Origin of the sequence: Streptomyces solicamelliae (assembly GCF_045348655.1) — a bacterium.
GTDB classification, from domain to species: domain Bacteria; phylum Actinomycetota; class Actinomycetes; order Streptomycetales; family Streptomycetaceae; genus Streptomyces; species Streptomyces solicamelliae.
The window spans coordinates 2,402,406-2,418,068 of the sequence record NZ_CP160404.1 but is presented as its reverse complement, the minus strand read 5'-3'; the positions used below and the strand labels follow the sequence as shown (position 1 = coordinate 2,418,068).

Here is a 15,663-nt window from a genome sequence, read left to right as displayed (position 1 = left end):
GAGGCACAACCGACAAGCCACAGGCCCCGCTTCACCCAGCGTCAGGCGCGGCCCAGGGCCCGATCCCGAGGGCCCGCGGTCGGGCGAGACGGGCGAACTCCCAGGGGTCGTGCGCCGAGAAGACCTCGATCTCGTCCGCGTGCTCGCGGACCAGCTCGCGCAGCCGGGCCTGGGTGCCGAGCCGCAGGTCGCGGTGCACCTCGGAGTCGGTCTGGACGACGTCCAGCAGCGGGTGGGGTTCCTTGGTCGGTCCCATCTCACGGTGGTAGTAGTACGCGTCGCCGCAGTGGAGCAGCCAGCGGTCGCCCCGGTGCACGGCGACCCCGGTGTGGCCGGCGGTGTGACCGCCGAGCGGGACGAGCCGGAACTCCGGCGGCAGCCCGCGCGGCCGGAGCGCGGCGAAGCCGAACCAGTCCTCGGCGGTCTCCGGGCGGGCGGGGCCGTCGGTGTCGTACGTGACCCAGTGGGGCTCGTGGGCCCAGTGGGCCGGGCGGTAGCGCCGGCTCGGGGTCTCGGCGCGGGCGGCGGCGAGCTCGTCGGCCAGTACGTGGACCCGGGCGCCGGGGAAGTCGGGAAGGCCGCCGCAGTGGTCCACGTCCAGGTGGGTCACCAGGATGTGGCGCACGTCGGAGGGGTCGAGGCCGAGCCGGGCGACCTGCCGGACCGCCGTCTCCTCCTCGTCGAGCACCGGCGCGGCCATCTCGACCCAGTCGGCGCCGAGCGTGCCCTCGGGGTCGCGGACGTCGCCGAGTCCGAGACCGGTCTCGACCAGGACCAGACCGTCGCGGTCGGTCTCCACGAGCAGGCAGTGGTTGACGGCGGGCGCGGGGGCGGGACCGTCGTAGGTGGCGTCGATCGTGCGGACCGAGCCGCAGTTGAGGTGATGGATCTTCATGCCGACTAGGCTGCGACCTGAACCGCGCTTCAAGTCAAGGCCGCACGCTCTCACACGGAGGACGCCGTGCCCGACGAACCGCTCCTCGACATCGGCGAGGTCGCCCGCCGCTCCGGCCTCGCGCCCTCAGCGCTGCGCTTCTACGAGAAGAAGGGGCTGATCGCCCCCGAGGGCCGCAACGGCCTGCGCCGCACCTACCGCCCGGAGGTCCTGGAGCGCCTCGGTCTCATCACCTGCGCGCGCAGCGCCGGCCTGCCGGTCGCCGAGATCGGCCGCTTCCTGGCGGCCCGCCCGTCCGACGGGGACCTGCGGGACCGGATGACCACCCGGGCCGAGGACCTGGACGAACAGATCGCCCGCCTGACGCGACTCCGGGACAGCCTGCGCCACGCGGCCGTCTGCACCCACGAACCGATCGTCGCCTGCCCGGACTTCCAGCGCGCGATCGGCAACGTGGCAGCGGGAGCAAGCCGAGCCGTCACGCCCTGAGGCCCCGCTCTCGCAGGGGCAAGGTGTCCGGTGAGCGTCAGCCTCGCGACGACATTTGTACAAGACTGACAGCGGGCAGCTCAGGGATCGTCCCGTACATGGGACATGACGACGTCACGCACGTGCACGGGATGCATGTGATCCACCACGGCCCGCGGCAGGCGCCGCCGCTGGTGCTCATCCACGGATCGGGATTCTCGGGCGGCTCCTGGAGCCCGGTGGTGCCGGCACTCGCCGACCGGTATCACGTCGTCCGAGTCGACCTCCCGGGCCACGGCCAGTCCTCGCCCGCGCCGTCGTACGACGTGCCTGATCAGGCGGGCCGCTTGGCAGCGGTGCTCGACGAGCTCGGCCTTCGTCCGGTCACCGCGGTCGGGCACTCCAGCGGTGGATACATCACCACCGCGCTAGCCGAACAGCGCCCTGACCTGGTTGGCTCGCTCGCGCTGATCAGCAGCGGCCCGAGTCCCGACGCGCTCCTTCCGCAGCCCGTCCTCCTTCGGATGTTGATTGCCCCGCCCCTGGGCCCGCTCCTCTGGCCGATCCGTTCGGACGCGATGCTCCGCAGGGGGGTGACCGCGGTGTGCAACCGCCCGGTGGACGTCCCGGACGACCTGGTCGCCGAGGTCCGGGGCATCGGCTATCGCACGTTCAGGACGGTGCTGCGCCGCAACACGGCGTACATCGTCGAGCGGAGCCTTCCCGAGCGCCTCGCCGCCCTCGACGTCCCGGTCCTGGTGATCTTCGGCGCTGCCGACCGCCGCTGGGATCCGGCTGCGGCACACCACTACGACACGGTGCCGAACGCGCGCGTCGAGCAACTGCCCGACGTCGGACACCTCCCCATGTTCGAAGCGCCGGAGACGACCAGCGAGTTGCTGCTGGCCTTCGCGGCGGCAGGCCGTTGACACCGATCGCCACCTGGTGAGGTGCGGGCCACAGAGTCACCACCCACCGGCCGTGACGGTGGCCGAGTGGGCGGGTATCAGCGTCCCCGTACTCCTCGCCACGTACGCCCAGTGCATCGACGGCCAGCTCGACGACCTGAAGCAGCGGATCGAGGGGGCGGGGGAGCGCCCGGACCCGGCCGCCGGCCGGGCCTGAGAATTTCCCCGCGTATTCACCGCAGCCACCCGCGGAAACCCGGAATCAGCCGGACACCGCCGGACGCGCTTCCTGCTCGCCGAGGAGCGCGTGCGGCCCTGCCCCGTTCGCCGGGAACCGCTCCGACCAGCAAAAAGGACCCTCCCGAAGGAGGGTCCTGATCTTGCGCCCCCGGCAGGACTCGAACCTGCGGCCAAGTGCTTAGAAGGCACCTGCTCTATCCGCTGAGCTACGGGGGCCGGTGGTGGCCGGGTGGCTGGGGGGTCCTGGGGGACTCCCGTGGCCGTGACGGGTCAAGGATAGGGCTCGGATCGCCTTGGCCCGCATGCTTCACCTGCGTGCCACGATGTGGAGGTTCGGTGAAGCGGAACGATAATCGCAGGCAGGTGCGATTCACGCAGCGCTTTTTGCGCGTCCCGGCTCGGGTGTTGTGCACTCGTTATGCCTGAGGCCGCCTCGCCCCTTCCGTTCCTTCTGTCCGTGCGTGCCGTTCGCACACCCGTGGTATCGGCGCGCAGGAGCGTTATACGCTTCAAAAAGACTCCAAAATTGGGCATTCTTCGCATGTGGTGACCATGGAAGAACGGCCTCAGCTCATCGACGCACTCTCCGCCCTGCGCGACCGAGTCGCCGCGCTGCGTCTGCCCCTCCCCCTTCCCGGTGCGCCACGGGCCCGCCAGACCCGGGCCGAGCTTCTCGCACAGCTCGACGACTATCTGGTGCCCCGGCTGAAAGATCCCGACGCCCCTCTTCTCGCCGTTGTCGGCGGATCCACCGGCGCCGGCAAGTCCACGCTCGTCAACTCCCTTGTGGGGCGGGCCGTCAGCGAGGCCGGGGTGCTGCGGCCCACCACCCGCACCCCCGTCCTCGTCTGCCACCCCGACGACCACCACTGGTTCGCCGGGATGCGTGTCCTGCCGCAGCTCACGCGGGTCTGGCTGCCGCAGCACGAGGAGGAACGGCCCGACCACACCGCCTCCGACGGGAGCGTCCTGCGCGTCGAGACCGCCTCCTCCCTGCCCCGCGGCCTCGCCCTGCTCGACGCCCCCGACATCGACTCCCTCGTCGTCGAGAACCGCGTCCTGGCCGCCGAGTTGATCTGCGCCGCCGACATCTGGGTCATGGTCACCACCGCCTCCCGCTACGCCGACGCCGTCCCCTGGCACCTGCTGCGCACCGCGAAGGAGTACGACGCCAGCCTCGTCACCGTCCTCGACCGCGTCCCGCACCAGGTCATCGGCGAGGTCTCCCGGCAGTACGAGGCGCTGCTGATCAAGGCCGGGCTCGGCGACGTGCCCCGGTTCACCGTCCCCGAGCTGCCCGAGTCCGCCGGCGGCGGCAGCGGACTGCTCCCCGACACCGCCGTCGCCCCGCTGCGCGCCTGGCTCGCGCACTGCGCCCAGGACCCCGCCGCCCGCCAGCAGGCGGCCGGCCGCACCGCCGCCGGCGTGATCGACTCCCTCGACACCCGGATGCCCGAGCTCGCCGGCGCCGTCGCCGCCCAGTACGCCGCCGCCGTCCGCCTCGGCGGCGCCGTGGAGGCCGCGTACGACGACCAGGCCGAGCGGGTCCGCGACCGCCTCGCCCGTGGCGCCGTGCTGGCCGGCGACGCCCGCACCCGCTGGCGCGGCTACCCCCGGGACAGCTCCGCCACCGAGCTGCTCGACGCCCTCGCCGAGTCCCTCGGCTCGCTGCTCCAGTGCGCCGTGGCCGCCGCCGACGAGCGCGTACGGGACGCCTGGCGGCGCGAGCCCGCGGCGGGGGCGATCGGCGTCCACGGGATGCCCGACCGCGAGTCCGGCGAGCGCATCGGCATCGCCGTACGGCGCTGGCGGCGCGAGCTGGAGGAGCTCGCAGAGGAGGAGCTGGGCGGCGTCGAACGCTCCGCCGCCCCCGACGCCGAGACCGTCGCCGCGCTGCTCGCCGCGGCCCTCCTCGGCGGCCGCCGCACCCGTGCCGCCGGCGACCGGCTCGCCGAACTCCTCGGCGCCCAGGGCGCGCTGCGGCTGCGCGACCGGGGCGGTGAGCTGGTCGCCGCGTACCTCGACCGGGTCCTGCACACCGAACGGGACCGCCGCCTCGCCCCGCTCGACGCCCTGGACGTGACGCCGGAACCGCAGGCCGCGCTGATCGCCGCCCTGTCCGTACTGAAGAAGGAGAAGGGGAGCCGGTGAGCAGTTCGGTGGACGACCGCTGGGACGACGGGCTGATCGCACGGCGGGTGGCCGGCCGGGCCGCGCCGCAGGACCCCGCGCAGGACGCCGTCGAGGCCGGGGGCGACGTGGGCGCCGGTGACCCCGCCGTCGACGCGCCCGAGGACGGTGAGCGCCGTGATCCGGGCCTGCCCGTCGGAGGCGCGTACGGGGGCAGTCTGCGGGTCCGCCTGGACGCCCTGCACGAGCTCGTCGGGCTGTCCCGGGCCCGCCTGGAGGCGGAGACCCTCGCCGAGGCGGGGCGGGTGATCGACGAGGCCACCGCCCGGCAGCGGCTGTCGGCCCGGCACACCGTCGTCGCCATCGCCGGGGCCACCGGCAGCGGCAAGTCGACGCTGTTCAACGCGCTGGCCGGGGTGCCGGTCTCGGAGACCGGGCTGCGCCGGCCGACCACCTCCGCACCGATCGCGCTCAGCTGGTCCGAGGGCGCCGCCGGACTGCTCGACCGGCTCGCCGTGCCCGGCCGGCTGCGCCGCCGTCCGCTCGCCGGCGGGGCCGCCGACGCCGATCTGCAGGGCCTGGTCCTGATCGACCTGCCCGACCACGACTCCGCCGTCACCGCCCACCGCGACCAGGTCGACCGGGTGCTCTCCCTGGTCGACGCGGTGATCTGGGTCGTCGACCCGGAGAAGTACGCCGACGCCGCGCTGCACGAGCGCTACCTGCGGCCGCTCGCGGGCCACGCCGAGGTCACCTTCGTCGTCCTCAACCAGGTCGACCGGCTCTCCACCGAGGCCGCCGACCTCGTCCTGGACGATCTGCGCCGGCTGCTCGACGACGACGGCGTGGCCCTCGGCGAGCACGGCGAGCCGGGCGCGACCGTGCTCGCCCTGTCCGCGCTGACCGGCGAGGGCGTCGGCGAACTGCGCGACCTCCTCGGCCGGTTCGTGCAGGAGCGCTCCGCGCCCGCCCGACGGCTCGCCGCCGACGTCGACGCTGCGGCACGGCGGCTGCGCCCGGTGTACGTGGCCGACGGCCGGCCCGGTCTCGGCGAGCGCTCCCGGGAGGACTTCGCCGCCCGGCTCGCCGTGGCGGTCGGGGCCACCGCGGCCGGCGAGGCCGCCGAACGCGCCTGGCGGCGCAACGCCAACCGGGCCTGCGGCACGCCCTGGCTGCGGCTGTGGCGCTGGTACGAGCGGACCCGCGACCACGGGAGCGGCACGGACCCGCGCCTGCAGTCGCCGGTGGAGGAGGAGCCGACCGCGCGGCAGCGGGTCGAGCAGGCGGTGCGGATCGTCGCCGACGAGGCGTCCCGCGGTCTGCCGGTGCCCTGGGCGCAGGCGGTGCGCGAGGCGGCCGACCGCGGGGCGGAGGGGCTGCCGGAGGCCCTCGACGCCCTCGCCGTCGAGGCGGGCGAACCGGCGGGGCGGCCGCCGAGGCCCGCGTGGTGGCCGGCGGCCGTGCTCGTCCAGGCGTCGATGACGCTGCTGCAGATCTTCGGCGCGCTGTGGCTGGTGGGCCAGATCATCGGGGTCCTCGAACCGGGGCTGCTGCCGCCGGTGTTGGTGATGCTCGGCGGCATCGTCGGCGGCCCGCTCGTGGAATGGGCGTGCGCGGCGGCCGCGAAGGGCCCGGCGCGGCGCTACGGGGAGGAGGCCGAGCGCGGTCTGCGGGAGGCCGCGGCGGCCTGCGGCCGGGCCCGGGTGCTCGACCCGGTGGCGGCCGAACTGATGCGGTACCGGGAGGTCCGGGAGCAGTACGTACGGGTGTCGACGGTGCCGGTTCACTCGCACCGGTGACGGACTTGTCCACAGCGCGGCCCCTGTCCACAGGCGCGAGCACGGATCGGCCGGGCGCTCCATCATGAAGTCATCCCACGGGCAAGGGACTCGTGGGGTGGCGGGCGTGCGGGGAACGGGACGACGGACGGGGGCAGGGCCGTGAACGAGACGACGGTGACGCTGGTCGGGAACGTGGCGACGGGGGTGGAGTACCGCGAGACGCCGTCGGGCGGGGTGGCGCGGTTCCGCTTCGCGGTGACCGCGCGGCGGTGGGTGCGCGAGCAGTCGGCCTGGGCGGACGGGAGCACCAGCTTCTACACGGTGTCCGCGTGGCGCTCGCTGGGCGCGAACCTGGCGGCGTCGGTGACGGTGGGCGATCCGCTGGTGGTGCACGGGCGGTTGAGGGTCCGTGAGGAGGAGCGGGACGGGCGGCGGAAGACGTTCGTGGACGTGGACGCGGTGGCGGCGGGGCACGATCTGGCGCGCGGCACCGCGGCGTTCAGACGGGCGGTGCGGCCCGTGGCGGTGCCGGAGCCGGCTTCGCACGAGCCCCCACTGCAATCGCAGTCGCAAAGTGGAATGGAGGGGTCCGTGACGCCCGGAACACCCTCCGTAGAGCAGCCGACGCCCGTGTTCTGAGCTGCAGTTGTGCTGATTTGTCGACAGTGCGAGCTGCGGTGATAACGATTACGATTCGAAATGGTTATGTGATGGCATGACGGGGGATCAGGGCCGGTCGCGTCCCTAGGATTCCCGCGTACTCATGCGGAACTTGAGTCTGCCGGCGAAGCGCTCGCCCCACGCGTACCGACCAACGACGCGGAGCAGCATCGCCTGAAGGGGAATCCAATGTTTTCTGTTCGGAGGCGTGGCGTTGCCCGCCTTGCCGCCGCGACCGTGGTCTCGGGCCTCGTCGCTGCGGGTGCGATAGCCGTTGCGGGACCGGCGGCGGCCGACGAGGGTGCGCAGAACTCCGGTGGCGCGAGCGCCACGCTCGGCAAGCTCGCGATCCACGACACCGTCACCATCGAGGAGACGGACGGCAAGAAGTGGAGCGCCGAGGCCGGCCTCTTCGAGATGGCCGTCACGCCGGGCGGTGCCATCCAGACGTACTGCATCGACCTGCGCACCCCGGCCCGTAAGGGCACGGAGTACAAGGAGGTCGGCTGGGACCAGTCGTCGCTGCACAACAACGCGGACGCCGGCAAGATCCGCTGGATCCTGCAGAACTCCTTCCCGCAGGTCAACGATCTGACCGCGCTGGCGAAGAAGGTCGGCGCCTCGAAGCTCACCGAGGACACCGCCGCCGCCGGCACCCAGGCCGCGATCTGGCACTTCTCGGACAAGGTCGAGGCCACCCCGAAGGACGCCGACGCCCAGAAGCTCACCGAGTACCTGGAGAAGGAGGCGAAGAACCTCGAGGAGCCGGGCGCGTCCCTGACCCTCGACCCGCCGTCCGTCGCCGGTAACCCGGGCTCGAAGCTCGGCCCGATCACCGTCAAGACCAACGCCGCCAAGGCCGCGCTCAGCCTCGCGCCCGGTGCGCCGGCCGGCGTGAAGATCGTCGACAAGGACGGCAAGGTCCTCGACTCCGCCGCCGACGGCACGAAGATCTTCTTCGACGTCCCGGCGGGCACCGCCGACGGCTCCACCACGCTGAACGTCCAGGCGGACACCACGGTCCCGATCGGCCGCGCGTTCGTCAGCGAGACCAAGAGCCAGACCCTGATCCTGGCCGGCACCAGCACCTCCACGGTCACCGCCAAGGCGACCGCGACCTGGGCCAAGAAGGGCGCGATCCCGGCGCTCTCGGCGGAGAAGAACTGCGCCAAGGGCGGCGTGGACATCACCGCGTCCAACGAGGGCGACGAGGACTTCACCTTCGAGCTCAAGGGCCAGAAGGTCACGATCAAGCCGGGCAAGTCCGAGACCGTGACCATCCCGGTCGCCGAGGACCAGGCCTACGAGTTCACCATCACCGGCCCGAACGGCTTCGAGAAGACCTTCAAGGGCGTCCTCGACTGCAAGACGGCCACCCCGGGCACCCCGACCGAGCAGCCCTCGCCCCAGCCCTCCGCGGCCACCGCGGGCGGCGGCACCGGCGGCGGTGACGGCGACCTGGCCGAGACCGGCAGCTCCAACGCCACCCCGATGATCGCCGGCATCGCCGCGGCGCTCGTCCTGGTCGGCGGCGGCGCGGTCTTCTTCCTCCGCAAGAAGAAGCCCGCCGGCGAGTAGAGCCCAGCGTTGACGCTCAGCACCCCTGAGCGAAGAACGGCCCCGGAGCGCCCCGCGCACCGGGGCCGTTCCGCATGCGCTGCACAGGGCCCGGACCGGCCTCCGCGTCTGCGACCACGCACCGCAGAGACATGGCGACGCCACGTAGCGGCCCGCTCCCGCCCCCTGCCCGTGCCCTCGGCTGACAAGGGCACGCCGGATCTGGTTTCCATCGCGGGGTGGACGTCAGGCAAGATGGGGTGTATCTGCCCACTCACTCTTTGCCGGACGGTTTCTCTTGGCTGAGTACATCTACACGATGCGCAAGACGCGCAAGGCGCACGGCGACAAGGTCATCCTCGATGACGTGACGCTGAGCTTCCTGCCGGGTGCGAAGATCGGTGTGGTCGGCCCGAACGGCGCCGGTAAGTCCACCGTGCTGAAGATCATGGCCGGCCTGGAGCAGCCGTCCAACGGTGACGCGTTCCTCGCCCCCGGGTACTCCGTCGGCATCCTCATGCAGGAGCCGAAGCTGGACGAGTCCAAGACCGTCCTGGAGAACGTCGAGGACGGCGTCGCCGAGATCAAGGGCAAGCTCGACCGGTTCAACGCCATCGCCGAGGAGATGGCCACGAACTACACGGACGAGCTCATGGCGGAGATGGGCAAGCTCCAGGACGACCTGGACCACGCGAACGCGTGGGACCTCGACGCCCAGCTGGAGCAGGCCATGGACGCGCTGGGCTGCCCGCCCGGCGACTGGCAGGTCGTCAACCTCTCCGGTGGCGAGAAGCGCCGCGTCGCGCTCTGCAAGCTGCTGCTCGAGGCCCCCGACCTGCTGCTCCTCGACGAGCCCACCAACCACCTCGACGCCGAGTCGGTGAACTGGCTCGAGCAGCACCTCGCCCAGTACAAGGGCACCGTCGTGGCCATCACCCACGACCGGTACTTCCTCGACAACGTCGCCGAGTGGATCCTCGAGCTCGACCGCGGCCGCGCCATCCCGTACGAGGGCAACTACTCGACGTACCTCCAGCGCAAGTCCGAGCGCCTCAAGGTCGAGGGCAAGAAGGACGAGAAGCGCCAGAAGCGCCTCAAGGAAGAGCTCGAGTGGGTGCGGTCGAACGCCAAGGGGCGCCAGGCCAAGTCCAAGGCCCGCCTCGCCCGCTACGAGGAGATGGCCGCCGAGGCCGACAAGATGCGGAAGCTGGACTTCGAGGAGATCCAGATCCCGCCGGGCCCGCGCCTGGGCTCCGTCGTCGTCGAGGTCAACAACCTCTCCAAGGCCTTCGGTGAGAAGGTCCTCATCGACGACCTCAGCTTCACCCTGCCGCGCAACGGCATCGTCGGCGTCATCGGCCCGAACGGCGCCGGCAAGACCACGCTGTTCAAGATGATCCAGGGCCTGGAGACCCCGGACTCCGGCGACATCAAGATCGGCGACACCGTCAAGATCTCGTACGTCGACCAGGGCCGCTCCAACATCGACCCCAAGAAGACGCTGTGGGCCGTCGTCTCCGACGAGCTGGACTACATCAACGTCGGCCAGGTCGAGATGCCGTCGCGGGCGTACGTCTCCGCGTTCGGCTTCAAGGGGCCGGACCAGCAGAAGCCGGCCGGTGTGCTCTCCGGCGGTGAGCGCAACCGCCTCAACCTCGCGCTCACCCTCAAGCAGGGCGGCAACCTGCTGCTCCTCGACGAGCCGACCAACGACCTCGACGTCGAGACCCTGTCCTCGCTCGAGAACGCGCTCCTCGACTTCCCCGGCTGCGCCGTGGTCGTCTCCCACGACCGCTGGTTCCTCGACCGGGTCGCCACGCACATCCTGGCGTACGAGGGCGAGTCCAAGTGGTTCTGGTTCGAGGGCAACTTCGAGTCCTACGAGAAGAACAAGGTCGAGCGGCTCGGCCCGGACGCCACGCGTCCGCACCGCGCCACCTACAAGAAGCTGACCCGGGGCTGATCGCCGCATGGCACGGCACATCTACTCCTGCCCCCTGCGCTGGGCGGACATGGACGCCTTCGGGCACGTCAACAACGTCGTCTTCCTGCGGTACCTGGAGGAGGCGCGGATCGACTTCATGTTCCGCCTGGCACCCGGGGACGGGTCGCCGTCGTTCTCCGGCGGGTCCGTCGTGGCCCGCCACGAGATCGACTACGTGCGGCCGCTGGTGCACCGGCACGCGCCGGTCACCATCGAGTCGTGGGTGACGAAGATAACGGCGGCGTCCCTGACGATCGCCTACGAGATCAAGGACCCGGACGTCACGTACGTGCGCGCCTCGACGGTCATCGTCCCCTTCGACCTGGAGGCCCAGCGTCCGCGCCGGATCTCCGCGGAGGAGCGGGCGTTCCTGGAGGAGTACGTGGACGACGGGATGACGTCCGCCGCATGACCGTGCTCGCTCCGTTGCACTTCGCCGACGCCCGGGAGGCGGCGGATCTCGCCGGCTTCCTGCGGCGGCTGCTGCGGTACGACCGGGCCGCCGCCGTCCGCCTCCAGGCGGGCGGCGGGGCGCTGGCCGTGTTCGGGCGGCCGCCGTCGTTCGAGGTGCTGGCGATCCGTACGGCGCGGCTCGTCGACGACGAACTCGTCCTGGACGTGACTGTGTCCGCCGGTGAACTCCTGGAAGGCGTCGAGGAGTCGGCGGGCAAGGCGGTCGTGCCCGCGGCCGTCACCGGGCCGCCCTGGGCCGGCGTCCTGCCGCCGCGGGGCGGCTGGCGGGGCGTCGAGGACGTGCCCCCCGCCGGCGAACTGCGCGCCGCCGTCGCCGCGGCGGTGGCCGAGTTCCGGGCGCGGGACGAGGCGCTGCCGGAGGAACGGCGTACACGGGCGGAGCGGGACCGGATCGGGCGGGAGATCTGGTCGCGGACGGTCGCGACCACGGGCCTCCCGCTGCGGGCGGTCCACGCCGCCCAGGCCCTCGGCTTCCTGCCGTCCGCCGACATGCCGGTGACCGTCCTGGCCGCCGGGCCGTGGCTGCGGCTGCGGACGCCGTACGGGTCGGTGGCGGTGCGTTCCGTGCCGGGCGGTTCTTTGTCCGTGACGCCGGTGGCGGGCGGCTGACGGGGTACGCCCCGACCCGCCCCTCAGTTCTCCTGGCCGTCCGGCCAGACGCCGATGTGGTCGGCCTCCAGTTCCAGCAGGACTCGGTGCTCCATGCTCAGGGCCTCCGTGTACTCCGCGGGGAGTTGGAGGCGGCCGGCGCGGTCGAGCATGGCGTACTCCTTCGAGACCAGGGACTCCTGGCCCTCCGCGTCGATCTCCGTGCGGCGCAGGACCTCCGAGGACGTGCGGCCGTCGCGGATGGCCACCGTGCGGCGGACCTCCGTGGCCACCGCCTGGTCGTGCGTCACGATGACGATCGTCGTGCCGAGTTCCTCGTTGGCGCGGCGGAACGCGGCGAAGACCTGCTCGCCCGTCGCCGAGTCCAGCTCGCCCGTCGGCTCGTCCGCCAGCAGCACCGCCGGATGGTTCGCCAGCGCCACCGCGATCGCGACCCGCTGCTGCTGACCGCCGGACAGCTGGTGCGGGCGGCGGTCGCGGCAGTCCGCGATGCCCAGCATGGCCAGGAGTTCCTCCGCCCGCCCGGTCTTCGCCCTGCGAGACGTCCTCTTCCCGCTCAACTGCATCGGCAGCGCCACGTTCTGCGCCGCCGTCAGGTACGGGAGGAGGTTCCGCGCCGTCTGCTGCCAGACGAAGCCGACCACCTCCCGCCGGTACCGCAGCCGCGCCTTCGCGTCCATCGACAGCAGGTCGCGGCCCGCCACCTTCGCCGCGCCCGCCGTCGGCACGTCCAGGCCCGCCAGGATGTTCATGAGGGTGGACTTCCCCGAGCCGGACGCCCCCACCAGGGCCATCAGCTCGCCCTCCCGTACCAGCAGGTCCAGGCCCTGCAGGGCCTGCACCTCCACGCCGTCCGTGGTGAAGATGCGCACCAGCCGGTCGCAGGCGATCAGCGCGTCGTGCCCGTACGAGGGCCGGGCGCGCCGCGCCGTCGCCCGCTGCTCCAGGTCCGCCAGGGTCGTGTCGCTCATCGCGTGTCTCCCGCCCTCAGTTCCTTGATCGATCCGCTGCGCGACGACCACCACGCCTGCAGCCCCGCCGTCCCGGCCGTCAGCAGCACCACACCGAGCGCGGGCAGCGCCAGCGACCAGCCGTCGGCGCGCAGCACCGCGTGCTCCACGGTCACCCGCTCCATCGTCGTCAGCTCCGGCGCGGCCGCGAGCGCCAGCCGGAGCAGGTCAACGCCCGGCGCGAGCAGCAGGACCGTCGCCCAGCCGACGAGCGTCCCGCCCACCGCCGCGAGCAGCGCCTGCGGCAGCGCCTCCAGGCCGAGCAGCCGCCGGCCCTGCCGCCGCGTCAGGCCCATCGTCCGCAGCCGGGCCAGCAGCATCGTCCGCTCCGGCGCGGAGCGCACCAGCGACAGCAGCACCGCAAGACCCGCGTACCCCGCGCCCGCGCCGATCGCCGTCGCGTAGACCCGCTCCGCGCCGGTCTGCATCGGCGAGTCCACGTACACGTCGCGCTGCTCCTGCCGCAGCCGCACCGAGAAGCTCTGCGCCCGCTCCTGCACCACCGCCCGCAGCGCCGGCCCGTCGAGGCCCTTCCTCCCGGCCGTGACCAGCAGCGCGGTCGGCGGGAGGGGGCGCAGGGCGGCCCGGTCGACCAGCAGGAAGTCCGTCTCGGTGACGGCGGGGGTGCGGTCGAGCACCGCCACCACCCGCACCTCGAACTGCCCGGCGTACGAGGGGATCTCGTACGGCTCCCGGCCGAGCCGCTTCGCGACCGCGGGCGAGGCGATCACCGGCACCACCCGGTCGCCGTCGCGGGCCCGCAGCAGCCCGGCGTCGAACGCGCCGGTGCCGGTCTCCCGCGCCAGCCGCGCGTACGGGCCCGGGTCCACACCGAGGACCGTGGCGTACTTCGGGCCCGCCCCGTCGTCGAGGCGCTCGTCCGAGGCGTTCTCCGCGGTCCGCACGTCCGGCGTCAGCGGCACGCCGTACGCGAGGTGCACCGGCAGCGCGTCCTCGACGCCCGCCGAGCCGCGCACCGCCCGGTCGAGCCCGGCCGGCAGCGGCGCCGTACCGGTGGGGGAGGTGATCCGGGCGTCCGCGCCGGTCGTGAGCAGCGCGGCCCGGTCCCGGGCGTCCGCGACACCCGCGAGCACCGAGCCGCCGAACGCGGCCGTCGTCAGCGCCACCAGCAGCGCGAGCAGCGGCAGCGGGCTGTTCGCGGACGAGCGGCCCGCCCGCGCGAGCGACAGGTACCCGACCGCGCCGCGCAGCCGCGCCGCCGGGCGGGCCGCCCAGCGCAGCGGCAGCGGATACAGCCGTACGAGCACCAGCGCGGCGATCAGCGCGACGAGCACCGGGGCGGCGCTCACCAGGTGGTCGCCGGCGTCGGAGGTACCGCGCCGGCGCAGCGCGGCGACCGCCCCGGCGGCGAGCACGAGCAGCGTCAGCTCGGCGACGGCGCGGCGGCGGGACGGCCGGGCCTCGGTCAGGTCCTCCCGCGCGCCGTGCAGCCGCGGAGTGCGGTGCACGTACACCGCGCGGAGCGGCAGCGCGAGGGTCGCGACGAGCGCGACGCCCGCGGCGGCGAGGGCGGCGGGCAGCAGGCGCGCGGACGCGTCGCCGACGACCAGCACCGCGGCCAGCAGGCCGAGCCCAGCCGCCGGCACGGCGATCACCGCGGTCTCGCCGAGCAGCCGGACGCCGATGCCGGCCAGCGAGCCGCCGCGGGAGCGGAGCAGCGCGAGTTCGGCGTGGCGGCGGGCGGTGAACAGGCCGCCGGTCATGGCGAGCACGACCAGCGCCACCGTGCCCATGCCGAACGCGGCGACCGCGACGACAGGGGAGATCGCGTCGCGCATCCACGCGTGGCCGCCGACGAGTTCGTCGAGGCCGGTGCGCACGCTGGTGACCTCGCCGAGCAGGTCCCGCAGCCGGACGAGGTCGGGGCCGGTGCCGAGCGAGGCGAGCACGTCGGTCAGCGCGGACGCGTCCCGCCCGGTGAGGTGGGCGCTCGCCGGGGCCAGCCGCCAGTACACCTCGGAGCCCGCGGTGGTCCGCTGCACGGCCTCGGCCGCCTCGGGGGCGAGGAGCAGGGCGGCGTCCCAGTAGAACTCGGGCGAGTCGGCACGCGGCACGGACGCGTACACGGGGGTGTGCAGGGTGGGCTCGAACGCCCAGTACGCGCTGGTCCGGTCGTCCGGCTCGACGATCCCGGTGATCCGGATGCCGAGGGGGCGGGCGTCGTCGCCGGGTACGTGGATGACGACGCCCGGCTTGATGCGCAGGGCCTTCGCGGTGGCGACGGTGACGACGGCCTCGGGCTCGGCGCCGCCGCCCGCGAACCGGCCCGCGCGCAGGGTGCTGTGCCGCGGCACGCCGGACTGCGTGGACAGGGTCAGCTGCGGGAGCAGCTTGCTGGGCTTGGGCAGCCAGCGGTCCAGGGCGCCGACGCGCTTCGAGGTGCGCACGCCGTACGCGGAGTCGGCGGGCAGCGTCCGTACGGGCGGCGGCAGTTCGCGCAGCAGCGCGGCGTAGTCCTCGGCGAGCCGCTCGGGCGTCACCTCGTCGGCGTCCGTCCGGTCCTCGTTGAGCACCTCGACGACCCGCTTCGCGGCCGGGGCGCTCGCGACCGCGTGCCGCAGCCCCTCGGTCTCGTAGACGTCCACGGCCCGGGGCAGCGCGGCGGCCAGCAGCGCGGTGACGAGGACCAGCACCCCCACCGCACACGCCGCCCACGGCGCCACCCGCAACCGCGTCCGCACCCAGGGCGCCACGGCACCAGGCGTACGAGCCATGTCAGGCACCTCCCAGGGGACGCGGACGGGGTCGGGGGACGGGCGGGGCGGGGGCGCCGCCGGGCTCGGCCGGCGCGGGCCGCGGTGTCGCCGTGGCGAGCGGCGGCGCGGGTGGTTCCGTGATCAGTGCACGCCTCGACGGCCCCCGGGCGTCGCGACGTTCCGCGGGGCGAGGCGTGCGCGCGGTCGGTGCATCGCCTGCCGGCCGGGGT

13 protein-coding genes and 1 tRNA gene are annotated in these 15,663 nt (G+C 73.4%); 10 read left to right on the top strand and 4 right to left on the bottom strand.

Annotated features, from left to right (window positions below; all coding sequences use genetic code 11):
• Positions 1–31: 31 nt before the first annotated feature.
• Positions 32–895: an MBL fold metallo-hydrolase gene (locus ABZO31_RS11125; protein WP_406860972.1), complete on the bottom strand. Its 864-nt coding sequence runs from the start codon at positions 893–895 to the stop codon at positions 32–34.
• A gap of 66 nt (positions 896–961) precedes the next feature.
• Here ABZO31_RS11125 and ABZO31_RS11120 point away from each other — a divergent pair, with 66 nt between their 5' ends.
• From ABZO31_RS11120 to ABZO31_RS11110, 3 genes are all read left to right on the top strand, one after another.
• Positions 962–1,384, top strand: coding sequence for a MerR family transcriptional regulator (locus ABZO31_RS11120; RefSeq protein WP_406860971.1), 423 nt, complete (start codon positions 962–964; stop codon positions 1,382–1,384).
• Between the two features lie 98 nt (positions 1,385–1,482).
• Positions 1,483–2,292 (top strand): alpha/beta fold hydrolase, encoded by an 810-nt coding sequence (locus ABZO31_RS11115; RefSeq protein ID WP_406860970.1) that lies wholly within the window; start codon positions 1,483–1,485, stop codon positions 2,290–2,292.
• Positions 2,293–2,344: 52 nt separating this feature from the next.
• A complete protein-coding gene (locus ABZO31_RS11110; RefSeq protein ID WP_406860969.1) occupies positions 2,345–2,488 on the top strand; it encodes an integrase in 144 nt (47 codons plus the stop codon).
• Positions 2,489–2,654: 166 nt separating this feature from the next.
• Here the strand turns inward: ABZO31_RS11110 and ABZO31_RS11105 are convergent.
• Positions 2,655–2,727 (bottom strand) — tRNA-Arg (locus ABZO31_RS11105).
• A gap of 336 nt (positions 2,728–3,063) precedes the next feature.
• On the opposite strand from ABZO31_RS11105, the gene ABZO31_RS11100 reads away from it, so the two are divergent.
• The 7 genes from ABZO31_RS11100 (at position 3,064) to ABZO31_RS11070 (ending at position 11,706) form a co-directional block, all read left to right on the top strand.
• Positions 3,064–4,662: a dynamin family protein gene (locus ABZO31_RS11100; RefSeq protein WP_406860968.1), complete on the top strand. Its 1,599-nt coding sequence runs from the start codon at positions 3,064–3,066 to the stop codon at positions 4,660–4,662.
• Positions 4,659–6,440, top strand: a complete 1,782-nt coding sequence (locus ABZO31_RS11095; RefSeq protein ID WP_406860967.1) for a GTPase — start codon at positions 4,659–4,661, stop codon at positions 6,438–6,440. Before ABZO31_RS11100 ends, ABZO31_RS11095 begins: the two co-directional genes overlap by 4 nt.
• A gap of 141 nt (positions 6,441–6,581) precedes the next feature.
• Positions 6,582–7,061 (top strand): single-stranded DNA-binding protein, encoded by a 480-nt coding sequence (locus ABZO31_RS11090; protein WP_406860966.1) that lies wholly within the window; start codon positions 6,582–6,584, stop codon positions 7,059–7,061.
• A gap of 210 nt (positions 7,062–7,271) precedes the next feature.
• Complete coding sequence (locus ABZO31_RS11085) at positions 7,272–8,660, top strand: Cys-Gln thioester bond-forming surface protein (protein WP_406860965.1); 1,389 nt, start codon at positions 7,272–7,274, stop codon at positions 8,658–8,660.
• A gap of 277 nt (positions 8,661–8,937) precedes the next feature.
• Positions 8,938–10,602: an energy-dependent translational throttle protein EttA gene (gene ettA, locus ABZO31_RS11080; protein WP_406860964.1), complete on the top strand. Its 1,665-nt coding sequence runs from the start codon at positions 8,938–8,940 to the stop codon at positions 10,600–10,602.
• Between the two features lie 7 nt (positions 10,603–10,609).
• The gene (locus ABZO31_RS11075; protein ID WP_406860963.1) at positions 10,610–11,035 is read left to right on the top strand and encodes an acyl-CoA thioesterase; all 426 of its coding nucleotides are present in this window, start codon (positions 10,610–10,612) and stop codon (positions 11,033–11,035) included.
• Positions 11,032–11,706 carry a hypothetical protein gene (locus ABZO31_RS11070; protein ID WP_406860962.1) on the top strand — a complete coding sequence of 225 codons (675 nt, stop codon included), beginning with the start codon at positions 11,032–11,034 and terminating at the stop codon, positions 11,704–11,706. The genes ABZO31_RS11075 and ABZO31_RS11070 overlap by 4 nt, the downstream gene beginning before the upstream one ends.
• 23 nt (positions 11,707–11,729) lie before the next feature.
• Here the strand turns inward: ABZO31_RS11070 and ABZO31_RS11065 are convergent, their stop codons facing one another.
• Both ABZO31_RS11065 and ABZO31_RS11060 read right to left on the bottom strand, forming a co-directional pair.
• The gene (locus ABZO31_RS11065) at positions 11,730–12,677 is read right to left on the bottom strand and encodes an ABC transporter ATP-binding protein (RefSeq protein WP_406860961.1); all 948 of its coding nucleotides are present in this window, start codon (positions 12,675–12,677) and stop codon (positions 11,730–11,732) included.
• On the bottom strand, positions 12,674–15,451 hold the full coding sequence (locus ABZO31_RS11060; RefSeq protein ID WP_406860960.1) for an FtsX-like permease family protein: 2,778 nt from the start codon (positions 15,449–15,451) through the stop codon (positions 12,674–12,676). Before ABZO31_RS11060 ends, ABZO31_RS11065 begins: the two co-directional genes overlap by 4 nt.
• Positions 15,452–15,663: the final 212 nt, after the last annotated feature.